The organism is Paenibacillus sp. FSL M7-0656, from assembly GCF_038003225.1.
Classification (GTDB): domain Bacteria; phylum Bacillota; class Bacilli; order Paenibacillales; family Paenibacillaceae; genus Paenibacillus; species Paenibacillus amylolyticus.
The window spans coordinates 3,881,783-3,897,512 of record NZ_JBBOOT010000001.1; the positions used below are offsets into that span (position 1 = coordinate 3,881,783).

The window sequence follows — 15,730 nt, forward strand, 5'->3', positions numbered from 1 at the left end:
AACTGTTTTACTTTTTCATCAACCACTCATGGTCAGGATCGTTATGGAATTTCCAGGTCCGGGTTGGTCCAGCCATCACGTTCAGATAGTAGACCTCATACCCCGGAGGAGCACCTACCGGATGATATCCGTCCGGAACAAGCACCACTTCTCCGTTCTTCACTGCTAGCGTCTCGTCCACAGAACGATCATCCGTGTATATACGCTGAATGGCAAACCCCTGCTCAGGCTGTACACGGAAATAATACGTTTCTTCCAGCAAAGATTCATCCGGGAGTGCGTCCCGATCATGCTTATGTGGCGGGTAACTGGACCAATGCCCATCTGGTGTGAATACCTCAACAACGAGCAGACTGTCCGCTTCCTTCTGTTCCGGCAAAATGTTGTGAATCTGGCGTTCCAGATTACCATACCCTCGCGCCTCTACCCCTACATCTTCAGGTGTAATGAGACGAGCCGGGTACGTGCCTTTACCGGGTGCAACACATATAGCGATTTCCAGTTCGGTACGTGCTGTGATCTGTACTTGATCGGAAGTTGAGACGTAGACCGAATACGGCGGAATTTTCTCGAAAACACTCATTCTTTTTCCGATATTATCCCATGTGTGCTCCCGGGTACTTACATTGGCGAAACCACTGAGAAGCACCACACAGAGTTCCTGATCACCGCTCTCACGGGTTAGCGTCTCCCCCTCCGCCAGCTTCGCTACCTGAAAGCCAACATATTCCCACCCCGCCGACTCCGGTGTTACGTTTATAAGTGTACCGTCTCCCTCCGGGTTGACCACGGGTTTCACAATACGTTCTGACATCTTGTCATCCACTCCTTTCTGTAATCGTCCACAACAACCTGATACTTATAAAAAACAAAAACTTGGACCATTCTTACGCTCTATTAGAAAAAGTGACTTTAATCATCCACCTATGGCGTTGCCGTTTGCGATTCCAGTGACACCCCAGGGACTTCACTCAGCTTCACAGGTCTTCCCCGCTCCATGGACATTTTTGCTGCCAGTGCAATTCGTTCTGCCTGTACTGCATCGTGGCCATCAACGATAACCGGTGTATCATGAATGATTGCATCGATAAAGAGGGCTGTCTCCTGTACATATGCTTCATTGTAGCGTTCCAGGAAAAAGTGTAACGGTTTGTCGCGCATAAGCCCGGCCGCTGTACTGATCTCAGCCGTATTTGGATGATCATTCGCCGCTGCGGCGCTGCCCTTCGAGCCAAATACTTCAACACGCTGATCGTATCCGTATACTGCCTGACGGCTGTTATCAATAACACCAATCGCTCCATTGGCAAAAGTCATCGTTACAATCGCTGTATCCACGTCACCATGTTCCGCAAAAACCGGATTGATCAGCACGTTGCCCTGAGCGTACACTTCTTCCACTTCACTCCCGGACAGATAACGGGCCATGTCAAAATCGTGGATCATCATGTCCATGAAGATCCCGCCAGACACCCGGATGTACTCCGAAGGAGGCGGACTCGGGTCGCGAGACGTAATTTTGATAATATGTGGATCACCAATCGTACCATCCTGCACATGCGCACGTATCCGTCTGAAATTGTGATCGAAGCGGCGGTTAAATCCAATTTGCAGCTTCACGCCAGCCTTCTGAACTGCCGCTACCGCCGCTTGGGTCTGTGCCAGATCCATGCTGACTGGTTTCTCGCAGAAGATATGTTTGCCCGCCTGGGCGGCCTGTTCGATCAGCGGCACATGTGTATCTGTTGAAGAACAGATCAGCACCGCGTCTACACTAGGCATCGAGATCAACTCGCTGCTGTTCGTTGTTACAACAGGGATGCCACGACTGGAGGCCCAAGCCTCCAATTCAGGACCTGCAAACAAGTCACTGATTCCCACAATCTCGGCATGCGGGTTACGCAGGAGATTGTCTGCATGAATTTTGCCGATCCGTCCAGCACCGATGATGCCAATTCTCACTTTGTCCTTGCCCATTCCGTTATCCTCCCTATGTGCGTCCATATGGGCTGGGCGTTCCCCTTAGCCCGAGTGATGCTCTGGTTGTTACCAGCGCGCCGTTACCATCTTCTTGCGAGTGTAGAATTCAACACCATCCGTACCATTGGCATGTAGATCACCATAGAAGGACTTTTTCCAACCGGAAAACGGGAAAAATGCCATTGGCGCAGGTACGCCCAGGTTAATACCCAACATGCCCGCATCAATCGTTTCACGGAATTGACGCATACTCGCTCCGCTGCGGGTGAACAGACACGCCCCGTTGGCAAAATCAGAACGGTTCGCCAGCTCAACGGCTTCCTCCAGCGTAGACACTCTTGCCACCGAGAGTACCGGAGCAAAGATCTCATCCTGCCAGATTTTCATATTGCTATCAACTTGGTCGAATACCGTAGGCCCTACAAAATAACCGGATTCACCTGTCGCCTGATCCTTACGTCCATCCCGAATCAATGCCGCGCCTTCCTGCTCCCCGGCTTCAATGTAACTGAGTGTACGCTCTTTATGTGGTCCACGGATGACAGGACCGAGGAACACGCCCTCATCCATGCCGTTACCAATGGTAATGCGGTCTGCCGCTTCCACCAGCTTTTGTACCAGTTCGTCAGCCACATCACCCACAGCCACAACAACCGCACATGCCATGCAACGCTCCCCTGCTGAACCAAAAGCTGCACTGGTAATCTCTTTCACGGTTAGATCCAGATCGGCGTCCGGCATAACGATGGAGTGGTTTTTGGCACCCGCGAGTGCCTGTACCCGTTTGCCATGCTTGGATGCAGTGGTGTAGACGTATTCAGCTACAGGTTGTGATCCGACAAAGGAGATCGCTTGAACATCCTTATGTTCCAGCAACCCGTTCACGACATCATGTGCACCGTGAACGATGTTGAGCACACCGTCCGGAAGCCCCGCTTCCTTGAACAGCTCTGCCAGGCGGCCTGCCAGCAGCGGTGTGCGCTCGGACGGCTTCAGGACAAAGGTGTTACCACACGCAATAGCCAGCGGGAACATCCAGCACGGCACCATCATCGGGAAGTTGAATGGGGTAATCCCCCCAATTACGCCGATTGGGTAGCGGTACATGCCCGACTCCAGTCCTGTCGCGATGTCAGGCAGTTGTTTGCCCATCATCAGATTCGGGGCACCTGCCGCGAACTCGACGCATTCAATGCCACGTAATACCTCGCCGTACGCTTCGGCATAACTTTTACCGTTCTCCAGTGTCACCAGGCGAGCGAGCTCTTCCCAATGTTCAACCAGCAGCTGCTGGTAGCGGAACAGAATACGTGCACGGCGCGGAACCGGTGTGCTGCTCCAGGATTTGAACGCTTCTCGTGCTGTCTGAACCGCCAGATCCACGTCCGCTTGTTCGGACAGTGGCACATGTGCAATAACCTCTTCTGTAGCCGGATTCACCACTGGGTCCATGCGAGTTGACGCTGGGGTTACCCAGGCACCTCCGATCCAGTTTTGTACCATTGTCGCTGTTGCAGACGCTTCAGAAATTCCTTTTCCCATAGCCCTGTCTCCCTTCACTTATGTGTGATCCCTTATGTTCAACATGTTCATTGTTATAGATCTGTATGAGTACGTTGTTCAAAGTATTGCAACGTGCTTCAAGACACGGTAATCTCGCCCCGATTGCAACGTTCAATGTAGTCATTCACCTGTTCCACCGTTGGCATTGCATCCGAACAGCTGTGGCTTGAAATAACGATACTTGCTGCGCCACTGCCATACGCCATACTGCGCTCAATTGTCCAGCCCTGCATCAATCCATACAGGAACCCAGCCGCGTAAGAGTCGCCTGCGCCGAACGTTTTGACCACTTTTGCCGGATAGCTGTCCGCACGATGGGAAAGCCCTTCACGCGTATAAGCAATGGACCCTTCCTTGCCGTGTTTGATTACTACAATATTCGCTGAGAAATCAAACCATTTCTGTGCAGTCACCTGATCGCTATGATCCGGATTGTGGTCGAATGTCTCCATCATGTCGAACTCTTCACGTGTGCCGAGGATGATATCGCATTTCTCGGCTGCAAGGTTGTAATAGACCGCTGTCTCTTCGTCCGATGTCCATGTGTATGGGCGATAGTCCAGATCAAACACAATAACTGTGCCATGTTTTTTTGCATACGTTAGTGCCTGTAATACGGCTTCACGGGATGGGCTCTGCGCGAGGGCTGTGCCTGAGATTAACAGCACTTTGGAGTCAGCAATCAACTGCTCTTGTACCTCTTGCGCCTGTAATAACAAATCCGCTACATTGTCCCGGTACATCAGGATACTGCAATCCGTTGGGCTTTTGATTTCGGTAAAAGCAAGCCCTGTCACCGCTCCAGTGTCATCTGTAACTACATTTGATGTGTCGATGCCGTTCTTCTCCAAATAACTCTGGATGAATCTGCCCATCTGGTCACCTGCGATTTTGCCGATAAAAGCCGTCTTCATACCCAGTCTGGACATGCCAATCGTAATATTGGCCGGAGAGCCACCTACATACTTCGTGAACGTCATCGTCTCTTCCATCGGGCGATTGATCTCATTGGCGTTCAAGTCGATGCACAAGCGGCCAATCGCGGTGAAATCCTTCTTCCTGGATACCGGAAAGGATACGTAAGTCATTGCATGTGAGCCCCTTTCTGTAGTGGGATTTTCCATGTTGTATATCGATATCTAGACTAGTTACTCATTCCATCGTAAGAACTCGTAAACGGCTAGAGTAAGTCAGTTTTATTTTCCAATCGTAATTTCAATGCTAAACGAATCAGCTGTGTTGGTATAACGACTCCATATAGTTTAAAGATCGCTTCGCATACTCATACGGGTTATGAATCGCAGGGTCCTGCTCTCCTTCAAGCATCGCCCAGCCATCGTACCCTCGTGTGATCAGTTCTTGCAGAATTGGTGCAAAATCAATGCATCCATCGCCTGGTACAGTGAACACTCCTCTACGAATACAGCCGACAAAGTCAGATTGCTCCGCGCGTGCTTCATCCAGCACATGCGGGCGGATATCTTTCAGATGGATATAGGCGATCCGATCATAATGTTTGCGTAGCAGTTCAAGTGGATCGGCTCCGCCATAATAGGCATGACCAGTATCATAGAGCAGGTACACGAGAGAAGGGTCTGTCAGCTCCATCAATCGATCAATCTCATCCGGTTGCTCTACCACTGTGCCTCCATGATGATGGTACGTAAGCTTCAACCCATGTTCGCGAGCAATAGCACCTGCTTCGTTCAACCCTTCAGCAAGAATATGCCATTCAGATTCGCTGAGTCTGAGCACTTCTTTTTCATTCGGAGTTCGTCTTGGATCAAAATGAAGTGACCCGCCTACCTCCGCCGTACTGATTACCTTACTGCCCATGGATTGCAGAAACTCCGCATGTCTGCGATAACTGTCCAGCTCCGACTGACGATATGCCGGATCGGAGAAAAGTACGGATTTCCACTGGGAGACCAGCTTGATATTCCTTTTGCTCAATTCCTCACGCAATATAGCAGGATCGGTAGGATATTTACGTCCCATCTCTGTACCCGTCAGCCCAAGACGCTGAATGTCATCCAGAATCTGTGCACACGTTGTCGCATCACCATGCTCCTTCACATCTTCACCGACCCAATTGATCGGATGAATCCCAAGCTGGAATGGCAGCTTGCTCATTGCCCCACGTCTCCTTTGTCGTTCAACATTGTGGTTCACTATATTAAACCGGATTAAATCGGTCTTGCTTTGGCACGGTTGGCTTGCATGGTGTGATGAGCATGAACTACCTTTTCTTCGGCAGATACCTCAGGTACACCCACATTCCACCATGACTCGTATCCACCTGCGTTGGTTCCAGGCACGACCGGAATCTCAATCAACGTACTCACTGTTTCGTTCTTCGCATCTCGGAGTGCTTGTTCCAGCTGTTCTGCTGTCTCCGCTCTATAGGATTTGGCTCCCATGCTTCGGGCGTGTGCAGCAAAGTCCATTGGCATGTAATCCCCGGTCAATCGTCCACTCTCGGATTCCCGATAACGGAACTCATTGCCAAACCCGTCACTACCATGTTCCCGCTGCAAATTATGAATACATTGGAATCCATTGTTGTTGAATAATAAAATAGTCATCTTCTTCTGTTCCTGCAAACTGGTCACAAACTCCGAATGCAGCATCAGATAACTGCCATCACCGACCATCGCGTACACTTCACGATCCGGCTCGGCAAGTGCTGCTCCGAACGCTCCACTTACCTCGTACCCCATACAGGAGAACCCATACTCCATGTGATACGTCTTTGGTTCAGACGCACGCCACAGACGATGCAGATCGCCTGGCAGACTGCCCGCCGCACACACAATAACGGAAGATGGATCAATGGTCCGGTTAACGATGCCAACTGCTGTAGTCTGTGCCAGCCCTGCTTCATGTTGAGCTGCATACAGCCGATCCACTTCTGCATTCCATTCAGCGCGGAGATCAGCGATTTCGGATGCGCCATATGCACATCGATATTGTCTTTCCTGCAATTCCTTTTGCAAAGCCTGCAATCCTTCGCGTGCATCTGCCAGAATGGCTTCCCCGCCTAACTTGGCGGCATCCATGCCGTTCAGGTTAATGTTGATGAATGAAGCTTCCGGATGTTGAAAAGCAGAGCGGGACGCCGTCGTAAAATCCGAGAACCGCGTACCGACGCCGATCACAACGTCTGCTTCTCTCGCCAGCCTATTGGCTGCTAGAGAACCTGTAACCCCGATGGCCCCCACATTTAGTGGGTGGTCCCAAGAAACTGCGCTCTTGCCCGCCTGCGTCTCGGCGATCGGAATACCAAATGCCTCGGCGAATTCCACGAGCTGGGCGGATGCCTCAGAATACAACACACCGCCGCCTGCAACGAGCAACGGTTTCCTGCCTCGGGCAATCTGCTCCGTTGCCCGCTCAATCGCTGCCTGTACCGGGGGACGACGATCCAGATAATGTACTTTGCGGGCAAAGAACGATTCTGGATAATCGTATGCCTCTGCCTGCACATCCTGCGGCAATGCGAGCGTTACTGCTCCTGTCTCTGCTGGATCGGTTAGCACACGCATGGCCTGTGTAACAGCAATCATCAACTGTTCAGGACGAACGATGCGATCCCAGTATTTACTGACGGCTTTGAATGGATCAGTGGCTGAGATTGTATAATCACTGCTCACTTCCAACTGCTGAAGTACCGGGTCCGGTTCCCGTGTAGCAAAGTTGTCTCCAGGAAGCAATAAAACCGGAATTCGGTTCACTGTTGCAGTAGCTGCCGCCGTAATCATATTCAAAGCACCAGGTCCAATGGATGTAGTACATGCATAGATCTGTCTACGGTTCTTCTGCTTGGCATAAGCCGCTGCCGTATGCACCATGCCTTGTTCGTTCTTGCCTTGCATATACGTCAGGCTTCCCGGACTGCGCTCCAGCGCTTCTCCAATGCCTGTTACATTGCCATGTCCAAAAATACCGATGATTCCCTTCACAAACTTGGTTTCCACCCCGTCAACCGAGATATATTGCTGATCCAGGTATCGAAGCAGTGCCTGAGCCATCGTTAGTCGAATTGTATTCATGAATTGATCGCCGTCCTTTCCTTTACGGGTTAAGCGCTTAATCTACGTTAAGTTTAAGCGCCTTACCCCTAAAGGTTAAGCGCTTAATTGATATGGTATTACAGGTTAATGATTTACGCAAGCTATTTTTGTAAGCGTTTTTATAAATTGTGATAAAGAAAAGATATTCTTGTGTTCGAACATGTGTTAGACCTTCTCTATTCGTACACTTAAAAAATGACTAAGAACAGACTTAAAAAAGGGGGAAATATATCGTGAGGATGGGATACATGTTGGTACATGCTAATCAGCCATATAGTCCGTGATCTTTGCATACAATTATGATCAATATGCCTGTGAATGCAAAAAAAGAAAGAGACGGTGAGTACCATCTCTTTCTTTTCAATATTTAAGCGGGTGATGGGAATCGAACCCACGCTATTAGCTTGGAAGGCTAAAGTTCTACCATTGAACTACACCCGCATAACAAACAATCGGGATGACACGATTTGAACATGCGACCCCCTGGTCCCAAACCAGGTGCTCTACCAAGCTGAGCTACATCCCGTTATCTATACCGGCGAGAGGACTCGAACCTCCACGGTTTCCCACTCGATTTTGAGTCGAGCGCGTCTGCCATTCCGCCACGCCGGCAAAATATGAAGTTATAATGGCGCGCCCTGAGAGATTCGAACTCCCGGCCTTTTGATTCGTAGTCAAACGCTCTATCCAGCTGAGCTAAGGGCGCAAAATATTGGAGCGGAAGACGGGAATCGAACCCGCGACCCTCGCCTTGGCAAGGCGATGCTCTACCGCTGAGCCACTTCCGCAAATAAAGGATGCGCGTGGAGGGACTTGAACCCCCACGTCAAAGACGCTAGATCCTAAGTCTAGTGCGTCTGCCAATTCCGCCACACGCGCATATAATGGTGAGTCATGAAGGGCTCGAACCTTCGACACCCTGATTAAAAGTCAGGTGCTCTACCAACTGAGCTAATGACTCATAGAAAAACTGGTGGAGGATGATGGATTCGAACCACCGAACCCGTACGGGAGCAGATTTACAGTCTGATGCGTTTGGCCGCTTCGCTAATCCTCCAGGATTACATGGTGCCGGCGAGAGGACTTGAACCCCCAACCTACTGATTACAAGTCAGTTGCTCTACCAGTTGAGCTACACCGGCGTATTACATGGTGTTATAAATGGTGGCTCGGGACGGAATCGAACCGCCGACACGAGGATTTTCAGTCCTCTGCTCTACCGACTGAGCTACCGAGCCTTACTACATTAAAAAAATGGCGGAACCGACGGGATTCGAACCCGCGATCTCCTGCGTGACAGGCAGGCATGTTAGGCCAACTACACCACGGTTCCAGATCACTTTCTCAAAGGAAAGTATAATTGCGGGGGCAGGATTTGAACCTGCGGCCTTCGGGTTATGAGCCCGACGAGCTACCGGGCTGCTCCACCCCGCGTCGTTATAAAGTTTATATGGTGGAGGCTGAGGGGATCGAACCCCCGACCCTCTGCTTGTAAGGCAGATGCTCTCCCAGCTGAGCTAAGCCTCCATAATATGACCCGTAGGGGATTCGAACCCCTGTTACCTCCGTGAAAGGGAGGTGTCTTAACCCCTTGACCAACGGGCCTTACTGGCTCCCCGAACAGGGCTCGAACCTGTGACAACTCGATTAACAGTCGAGTGCTCTACCAACTGAGCTATCAGGGAATGGTGGAGCCAAGCGGGATCGAACCGCTGACCTCCTGCTTGCAAGGCAGGCGCTCTCCCAGCTGAGCTATGGCCCCATACACTGTGTATTTCTTGTTGTGGTCTTGCTATGGGCCCTGGTGGACTCGAACCACCGGCCTCACCCTTATCAGAGGTGCGCTCTAACCAACTGAGCTAAGGGCCCTAATATATATCCCTTATTCCTTGGCAAGGGGGGCAAAAAAAATACCCCAAAGGGAAATCGCTTGGCGGCGTCCTACTCTCCCAGGACCCTGCGGTCCAAGTACCATCGGCGCTAGAGGGCTTAACGGTCGTGTTCGGGATGGGTACGTGTGGAACCCCTCCGCCATCGCCACCAAACGCGTAGCTTAGCTTACATTCAGAGATCATTCTCTGAAAACTAGATTCGAAACGAAACATGCGATTTACAACTTGCTATTGGATAAGCCCTCGACCGATTAGTACTGGTCAGCTCCATGCATTGCTGCACTTCCACCCCCAGCCTATCTACCTCGTCGTCTTCAAGGGGTCTTACATACTGGGAAATCTCATCTTGAGGGGGGCTTCACGCTTAGATGCTTTCAGCGTTTATCCCGTCCGTACATAGCTACCCAGCGGTGCTCCTGGCGGAACAACTGGTACACCAGCGGTACGTCCATCCCGGTCCTCTCGTACTAAGGACAGCTCCTCTCAAATTTCCTACGCCCACGACAGATAGGGACCGAACTGTCTCACGACGTTCTGAACCCAGCTCGCGTACCGCTTTAATGGGCGAACAGCCCAACCCTTGGGACCTACTTCAGCCCCAGGATGCGATGAGCCGACATCGAGGTGCCAAACCTCCCCGTCGATGTGGACTCTTGGGGGAGATAAGCCTGTTATCCCCAGGGTAGCTTTTATCCGTTGAGCGATGGCCCTTCCATGCGGTACCACCGGATCACTAAGCCCGACTTTCGTCCCTGCTCGACTTGTAGGTCTCGCAGTCAAGCTCCCTTATGCCTTTGCACTCTTCGAATGATTTCCAACCATTCTGAGGGAACCTTTGGGCGCCTCCGTTACTCTTTAGGAGGCGACCGCCCCAGTCAAACTGCCCACCTGACACTGTCCCCGCACCGGATTACGGTACCAGGTTAGAACCTAGATACGATCAGGGTGGTATCCCAACGTTGCCTCCACGCAAGCTGGCGCTCACGTTTCAAAGGCTCCCACCTATCCTGTACAGATCGTACCCAAATTCAATATCAAGCTGCAGTAAAGCTCCATGGGGTCTTTCCGTCTTGTCGCGGGTAACCTGCATCTTCACAGGTATTAAAATTTCACCGGATCTCTCGTTGAGACAGCGCCCAAGTCGTTACGCCATTCGTGCGGGTCAGAATTTACCTGACAAGGAATTTCGCTACCTTAGGACCGTTATAGTTACGGCCGCCGTTTACTGGGGCTTCGGTTCACAGCTTCGGATTGCTCCTAACCACTCCCCTTAACCTTCCAGCACCGGGCAGGCGTCAGCCCGTATACTTCGCCTTACGGCTTCGCACAGACCTGTGTTTTTGCTAAACAGTCGCTTGGGCCTTTTCACTGCGGCCCCCTCGTGCTATTCACACTACCGGGGCACCCCTTCTCCCGAAGTTACGGGGTCATTTTGCCGAGTTCCTTAACGAGAGTTCTTCCGCGCGCCTTAGAATACTCTTCTCGCCTACCTGTGTCGGTTTGCGGTACGGGCACCATCACCTGGCTAGAGGCTTTTCTTGGCAGTGTGAGATCATGACCTTCGCTACTATAATTTTCGCTCCCCATCACAGCTCAGCCTTACAATGTGCGGATTTGCCTACACATCAGCCTTACTGCTTAGACGGACATCCATCAGTCCGCGTCACTACCCTACTGCGTCCCCCCATTGCTCATAACGGCTTACGGTGGTACAGGAATTTCGACCTGTTGTCCTTCGACTACGCCTTTCGGCCTCGCCTTAGGTCCCGACTTACCCTGAGCGGACGAGCCTTCCTCAGGAACCCTTAGGCTTTCGGCGGATCAGATTCTCACTGATCTTTTCGTTACTCATACCGGCATTCTCACTTGTATAATGTCCAGCGCTCCTTACGGTACACCTTCAACCCTTATACAACGCTCCCCTACCCCTGATGCAAAGCATCAAGCCATAGCTTCGGTGGTGTGTTTAGCCCCGTTACATTTTCGGCGCAGAGTCACTCGACCAGTGAGCTATTACGCACTCTTTCAATGATGGCTGCTTCTAAGCCAACATCCTGGTTGTCTGTGCAACTCCACATCCTTTCCCACTTAACACACACTTGGGGACCTTAGCTGATGGTCTGGGCTGTTTCCCTTTTGACAATGGATCTTAGCACTCACTGTCTGACTCCCGGAAGTAAGTCTATGGCATTCGGAGTTTGACTGAGCTTGGTAACCCTTGCGGGCCCCGCACCCAATCAGTGCTCTACCTCCACGACTCTGTTTTCCGAGGCTAGCCCTAAAGCTATTTCGGGGAGAACCAGCTATCTCCGAGTTCGATTGGAATTTCTCCGCTACCCCCACCTCATCCCCGCATTTTTCAACATGCGTGGGTTCGGGCCTCCAGTGCGTGTTACCGCACCTTCACCCTGGACAGGGGTAGATCACCCGGTTTCGGGTCTACGTCCACGTACTAATTCGCCCTATTCAGACTCGCTTTCGCTACGGCTCCGGCTCTTCACCTTAACCTTGCACGGGAACGTAACTCGCCGGTTCATTCTACAAAAGGCACGCCATCACCCCTAAAACGGGCTCTGACTTTTTGTAAGCACACGGTTTCAGGTTCTATTTCACTCCCCTTCCGGGGTGCTTTTCACCTTTCCCTCACGGTACTGCTTCACTATCGGTCGCTAGGAAGTATTTAGCCTTGGCAGATGGTCCTGCCGGATTCATACGGGGTTTCACGTGCCCCGCACTACTCGGGATCCGTCTCGGAGGGAACAGACTTTCAACTACAGGGCTTTTACCTTCTTTGGCGGGCCTTTCCAGACCTCTTCGCTTAACCGGTTCCTTTGTAACTCCATGTGAGACGTCCCACAACCCCAAAGAGCAAGCTCTCTGGTTTGGGCTTCTCCGCGTTCGCTCGCCGCTACTGACGGAATCACTATTGTTTTCTCTTCCTCAGGGTACTTAGATGTTTCAGTTCCCCTGGTATGCCTCTGCATAACCTATGTATTCAGTTATGAGTAACTGGAAATTACCCCAGCTGGGTTTCCCCATTCGGACACCCCCGGATCAAAGCTTGCTTACAGCTCCCCGAGGCAGTTTCGTTGTTCGCCACGTCCTTCATCGGCTCCTAGCGCCTAGGCATCCTCCGTGTGCTCTTAGTAGCTTAACCATTTTGTTCCGGTTTCGGTCGCTCGCTTCCCTTGTTTTGCTTGCGCAAAGCCAAAAGTCGCTCTCACCCGATACCATCACAAAAGCAATTTGACTACCGTTTTTATTGAAACTTGTTTAACACAAGTTCAGCTAAAAAGGAATGTTCTAATTCGCGTTTGTTTCGTTTCGATATCTAGTTTTCAAAGAACAAGCTCCATGCAAAAGCAAGCTGTTTTGAGAGCTTGAGCTCTCAAAACCGAACAACGAGTGAGTGTTTTGCAGCTAAGCTGCAGTTTTGAATGTTTCCGTTGCAGGAAACGATTCTCCATAGAAAGGAGGTGATCCAGCCGCACCTTCCGATACGGCTACCTTGTTACGACTTCACCCCAATCATCTATCCCACCTTCGGCGGCTGGCTCCTTGCGGTTACCCCACCGACTTCGGGTGTTATAAACTCTCGTGGTGTGACGGGCGGTGTGTACAAGACCCGGGAACGTATTCACCGCGGCATGCTGATCCGCGATTACTAGCAATTCCGACTTCATGCAGGCGAGTTGCAGCCTGCAATCCGAACTGAGACCGGCTTTGTTGGGATTGGCTCCATCTCGCGATTTCGCAGCCCGTTGTACCGGCCATTGTAGTACGTGTGTAGCCCAGGTCATAAGGGGCATGATGATTTGACGTCATCCCCACCTTCCTCCGGTTTGTCACCGGCAGTCTATCTAGAGTGCCCACCCGAAGTGCTGGCAACTAAATATAAGGGTTGCGCTCGTTGCGGGACTTAACCCAACATCTCACGACACGAGCTGACGACAACCATGCACCACCTGTCTTGAATGTTCCGAAGAAAAGGTACATCTCTGCACCGGTCATTCAGATGTCAAGACCTGGTAAGGTTCTTCGCGTTGCTTCGAATTAAACCACATACTCCACTGCTTGTGCGGGTCCCCGTCAATTCCTTTGAGTTTCAGTCTTGCGACCGTACTCCCCAGGCGGAGTGCTTAATGTGTTAACTTCGGCACCAAGGGTATCGAAACCCCTAACACCTAGCACTCATCGTTTACGGCGTGGACTACCAGGGTATCTAATCCTGTTTGCTCCCCACGCTTTCGCGCCTCAGCGTCAGTTACAGCCCAGAGAGTCGCCTTCGCCACTGGTGTTCCTCCACATATCTACGCATTTCACCGCTACACGTGGAATTCCACTCTCCTCTTCTGCACTCAAGTCACCCAGTTTCCAGTGCGATCCGGGGTTGAGCCCCGGGATTAAACACCAGACTTAAATGACCGCCTGCGCGCGCTTTACGCCCAATAATTCCGGACAACGCTTGCCCCCTACGTATTACCGCGGCTGCTGGCACGTAGTTAGCCGGGGCTTTCTTCTCAGGTACCGTCACCTTGAGAGCAGTTACTCTCCCAAGCGTTCTTCCCTGGCAACAGAGCTTTACGATCCGAAAACCTTCATCACTCACGCGGCATTGCTCCGTCAGGCTTTCGCCCATTGCGGAAGATTCCCTACTGCTGCCTCCCGTAGGAGTCTGGGCCGTGTCTCAGTCCCAGTGTGGCCGATCACCCTCTCAGGTCGGCTACGCATCGTCGCCTTGGTGAGCCGTTACCTCACCAACTAGCTAATGCGCCGCAGGCCCATCCCCAAGTGACAGATTGCTCCGTCTTTCCAGTTTCCTTCAGGCGAAGAAAACAATTATTCGGTATTAGCTACCGTTTCCGGTAGTTGTCCCAAACTTGAGGGCAGGTTGCCTACGTGTTACTCACCCGTCCGCCGCTAACCATCCGAGAAGCAAGCTTCTCTTCAAGTCCGCTCGACTTGCATGTATTAGGCATGCCGCCAGCGTTCGTCCTGAGCCAGGATCAAACTCTCCAATAAAGTATTGAAAAGAGCGATAAGCTCATTTTGAATCTGACGAGATTAAAAATCTCATTTGTGCTCCAGTCGATCCAAGCCAAGGCTTGTCTCAAACTTTTGCGTTCATTCTGCAAGCAGAATGTTTACTCACTCGTTGTTCAGTTTTCAAAGATCAAACTTGTTTTTGTTACCGAGTATTGTTCTCCTCAGCAACTTTTATATCATAACACTTCCGAACCAACTTAGCAAGCTCTTTTTTTAAGTTTCTTTCGAAGCTTATTTTTTTTGCCTGCGGCACTTTGTTTCTCGTGTTTTTTTGGCCGGAAATAGAATATATCATATACACAACACAATTACTACTTGTAAAATATCCCATCTGAAAACTTATTATATATTTGATTCAATCTCTTCATAATCTCTTTTTCCAATGGCAATATCCTCTTACTATATCCTATATACACTCACCGGTCTAATCTATCTCAATAATAGGTTGTGAATAGACTCATTCAACATCATTACATTCGTTCTATAAGATAAGAAACATAATACATCTTCTCAATAACACTGCTATCTATTATGTCGGTATCAAATCTAATAATTAAACTCCGTAAGCTGTGGGCTTATATAGATTCTTCTTTTCACTTTTTATACCATTATAAGTCTCTGAACCTGCCCATCACTATCGTGTCGTAATACTGTCCATCCGCATGTCTACGATCCTTTTTCAAAATACCTTCGATCTCGAAGCCACTCTTTTGGTATAACTCGATTGCCTTTTCATTGGATGCCAGCACGTTCAACGTCATCTTCTCTACACCAGTCTGGTCTGCCCATTCTATCGACTTCTCTAACAAGTTCTTGCCAATCCCATGCCCCCAGAACTCTCTGGATACACACACGCCGAACTCAACTTTATGGCAAAAGCGCTTCAGCTCTGTACCTTCACATCGGGAGTATCCCACAATCTCACCCGCTACTACAGCAACAAGGAACAAATTCCGTGACTTCTCAGTGTCCAAATGGATGATCCGCCTAAACCCGGCTGCGTCGATATACGCCTCGCCCTCTTCACGATCCATGTTCTCGGTCTCCCCATCGATTTGTACACGTAGTGAAGACAAGGCCTCAGCATCTTTTTCCTCTGCCGATCTAATGGAGTAAGATAAGCCTTTAATGTAATATTCCTGCTGATCGATCATCATAAGAACCATACCTCCTCTT

7 protein-coding genes, 17 tRNA genes and 3 rRNA genes are annotated in these 15,730 nt (G+C 50.6%); all 27 read right to left on the reverse strand.

Features of this window, described 5'->3' with window-relative positions:
* Positions 1–7: 7 nt before the first annotated feature.
* Complete coding sequence (gene iolB / locus MHI01_RS17185; protein WP_105602509.1) at positions 8–814, reverse strand: 5-deoxy-glucuronate isomerase; 807 nt, start codon at positions 812–814, stop codon at positions 8–10.
* A 110-nt stretch (positions 815–924) separates the two neighbouring features.
* On the reverse strand, positions 925–1,977 hold the full coding sequence (iolG, locus tag MHI01_RS17190) for an inositol 2-dehydrogenase (RefSeq protein WP_282319682.1): 1,053 nt from the start codon (positions 1,975–1,977) through the stop codon (positions 925–927).
* A 69-nt stretch (positions 1,978–2,046) separates the two neighbouring features.
* Positions 2,047–3,522: a CoA-acylating methylmalonate-semialdehyde dehydrogenase gene (locus MHI01_RS17195; protein ID WP_340983706.1), complete on the reverse strand. Its 1,476-nt coding sequence runs from the start codon at positions 3,520–3,522 to the stop codon at positions 2,047–2,049.
* 98 nt (positions 3,523–3,620) lie between these two features.
* On the reverse strand, positions 3,621–4,631 hold the full coding sequence (gene iolC, locus MHI01_RS17200) for a 5-dehydro-2-deoxygluconokinase (RefSeq protein WP_036671941.1): 1,011 nt from the start codon (positions 4,629–4,631) through the stop codon (positions 3,621–3,623).
* A gap of 142 nt (positions 4,632–4,773) precedes the next feature.
* Positions 4,774–5,676 carry a myo-inosose-2 dehydratase gene (iolE, locus tag MHI01_RS17205; RefSeq protein WP_127551649.1) on the reverse strand — a complete coding sequence of 301 codons (903 nt, stop codon included), beginning with the start codon at positions 5,674–5,676 and terminating at the stop codon, positions 4,774–4,776.
* 53 nt (positions 5,677–5,729) lie between these two features.
* Positions 5,730–7,595 carry a 3D-(3,5/4)-trihydroxycyclohexane-1,2-dione acylhydrolase (decyclizing) gene (gene iolD, locus MHI01_RS17210; RefSeq protein ID WP_340983709.1) on the reverse strand — a complete coding sequence of 622 codons (1,866 nt, stop codon included), beginning with the start codon at positions 7,593–7,595 and terminating at the stop codon, positions 5,730–5,732.
* Between the two features lie 391 nt (positions 7,596–7,986).
* Positions 7,987–8,057 (reverse strand) — tRNA-Gly (locus MHI01_RS17215).
* Between the two features lie 11 nt (positions 8,058–8,068).
* Positions 8,069–8,142 (reverse strand) — tRNA-Pro (locus MHI01_RS17220).
* Positions 8,143–8,149: 7 nt separating this feature from the next.
* Positions 8,150–8,228: transfer RNA gene (locus tag MHI01_RS17225), tRNA-Leu, on the reverse strand.
* Between the two features lie 17 nt (positions 8,229–8,245).
* A tRNA-Arg gene (locus MHI01_RS17230) sits at positions 8,246–8,322 on the reverse strand.
* A 7-nt stretch (positions 8,323–8,329) separates the two neighbouring features.
* Positions 8,330–8,404: transfer RNA gene (locus MHI01_RS17235), tRNA-Gly, on the reverse strand.
* A 10-nt stretch (positions 8,405–8,414) separates the two neighbouring features.
* Positions 8,415–8,495 (reverse strand) — tRNA-Leu (locus MHI01_RS17240).
* A gap of 6 nt (positions 8,496–8,501) precedes the next feature.
* Positions 8,502–8,577, reverse strand: a tRNA-Lys gene (locus tag MHI01_RS17245).
* Between the two features lie 10 nt (positions 8,578–8,587).
* Positions 8,588–8,673, reverse strand: a tRNA-Tyr gene (locus tag MHI01_RS17250).
* Positions 8,674–8,682: 9 nt separating this feature from the next.
* Positions 8,683–8,758 (reverse strand) — tRNA-Thr (locus MHI01_RS17255).
* 20 nt (positions 8,759–8,778) lie between these two features.
* Positions 8,779–8,854, reverse strand: a tRNA-Phe gene (locus MHI01_RS17260).
* Between the two features lie 17 nt (positions 8,855–8,871).
* A tRNA-Asp gene (locus MHI01_RS17265) sits at positions 8,872–8,949 on the reverse strand.
* Positions 8,950–8,976: 27 nt separating this feature from the next.
* Positions 8,977–9,050: transfer RNA gene (locus MHI01_RS17270), tRNA-Met, on the reverse strand.
* 17 nt (positions 9,051–9,067) lie between these two features.
* Positions 9,068–9,143 (reverse strand) — tRNA-Val (locus MHI01_RS17275).
* Between the two features lie 6 nt (positions 9,144–9,149).
* A tRNA-Glu gene (locus MHI01_RS17280) sits at positions 9,150–9,221 on the reverse strand.
* A 4-nt stretch (positions 9,222–9,225) separates the two neighbouring features.
* Positions 9,226–9,301: transfer RNA gene (locus tag MHI01_RS17285), tRNA-Asn, on the reverse strand.
* A 1-nt stretch (position 9,302) separates the two neighbouring features.
* A tRNA-Ala gene (locus MHI01_RS17290) sits at positions 9,303–9,378 on the reverse strand.
* 33 nt (positions 9,379–9,411) lie between these two features.
* Positions 9,412–9,485, reverse strand: a tRNA-Ile gene (locus MHI01_RS17295).
* Between the two features lie 59 nt (positions 9,486–9,544).
* Positions 9,545–9,661 (reverse strand): 5S ribosomal RNA (rrf, locus tag MHI01_RS17300).
* Positions 9,662–9,739: 78 nt separating this feature from the next.
* Positions 9,740–12,665, reverse strand: a 23S ribosomal RNA gene (locus tag MHI01_RS17305).
* 312 nt (positions 12,666–12,977) lie between these two features.
* Positions 12,978–14,530: ribosomal RNA gene (locus tag MHI01_RS17310) — 16S ribosomal RNA — on the reverse strand.
* Together the 16S, 23S and 5S rRNA genes with 17 tRNA genes alongside form the textbook arrangement of a ribosomal RNA operon.
* A gap of 632 nt (positions 14,531–15,162) precedes the next feature.
* Complete coding sequence (locus MHI01_RS17315; protein ID WP_340983710.1) at positions 15,163–15,711, reverse strand: GNAT family N-acetyltransferase; 549 nt, start codon at positions 15,709–15,711, stop codon at positions 15,163–15,165.
* Between the last annotated feature and the right edge of the window lie 19 nt (positions 15,712–15,730).

Excerpts from the sequence above, each read along its gene's own strand:
- iolB (WP_105602509.1), bottom strand. The coding sequence starts at position 814 with ATGTCAGAACGTATTGTGAAACCCGTGGTCAACCCGGAGGGAGACGGT.
- iolG (WP_282319682.1), bottom strand. The coding sequence starts at position 1,977 with ATGGGCAAGGACAAAGTGAGAATTGGCATCATCGGTGCTGGACGGATC.
- MHI01_RS17195 (WP_340983706.1), bottom strand. The coding sequence starts at position 3,522 with ATGGGAAAAGGAATTTCTGAAGCGTCTGCAACAGCGACAATGGTACAA.
- iolC (WP_036671941.1), bottom strand. The coding sequence starts at position 4,631 with ATGACTTACGTATCCTTTCCGGTATCCAGGAAGAAGGATTTCACCGCG.
- iolE (WP_127551649.1), bottom strand. The coding sequence starts at position 5,676 with ATGAGCAAGCTGCCATTCCAGCTTGGGATTCATCCGATCAATTGGGTC.
- iolD (WP_340983709.1), bottom strand. The coding sequence starts at position 7,595 with ATGAATACAATTCGACTAACGATGGCTCAGGCACTGCTTCGATACCTG.
- MHI01_RS17315 (WP_340983710.1), bottom strand. The coding sequence starts at position 15,711 with ATGATGATCGATCAGCAGGAATATTACATTAAAGGCTTATCTTACTCC.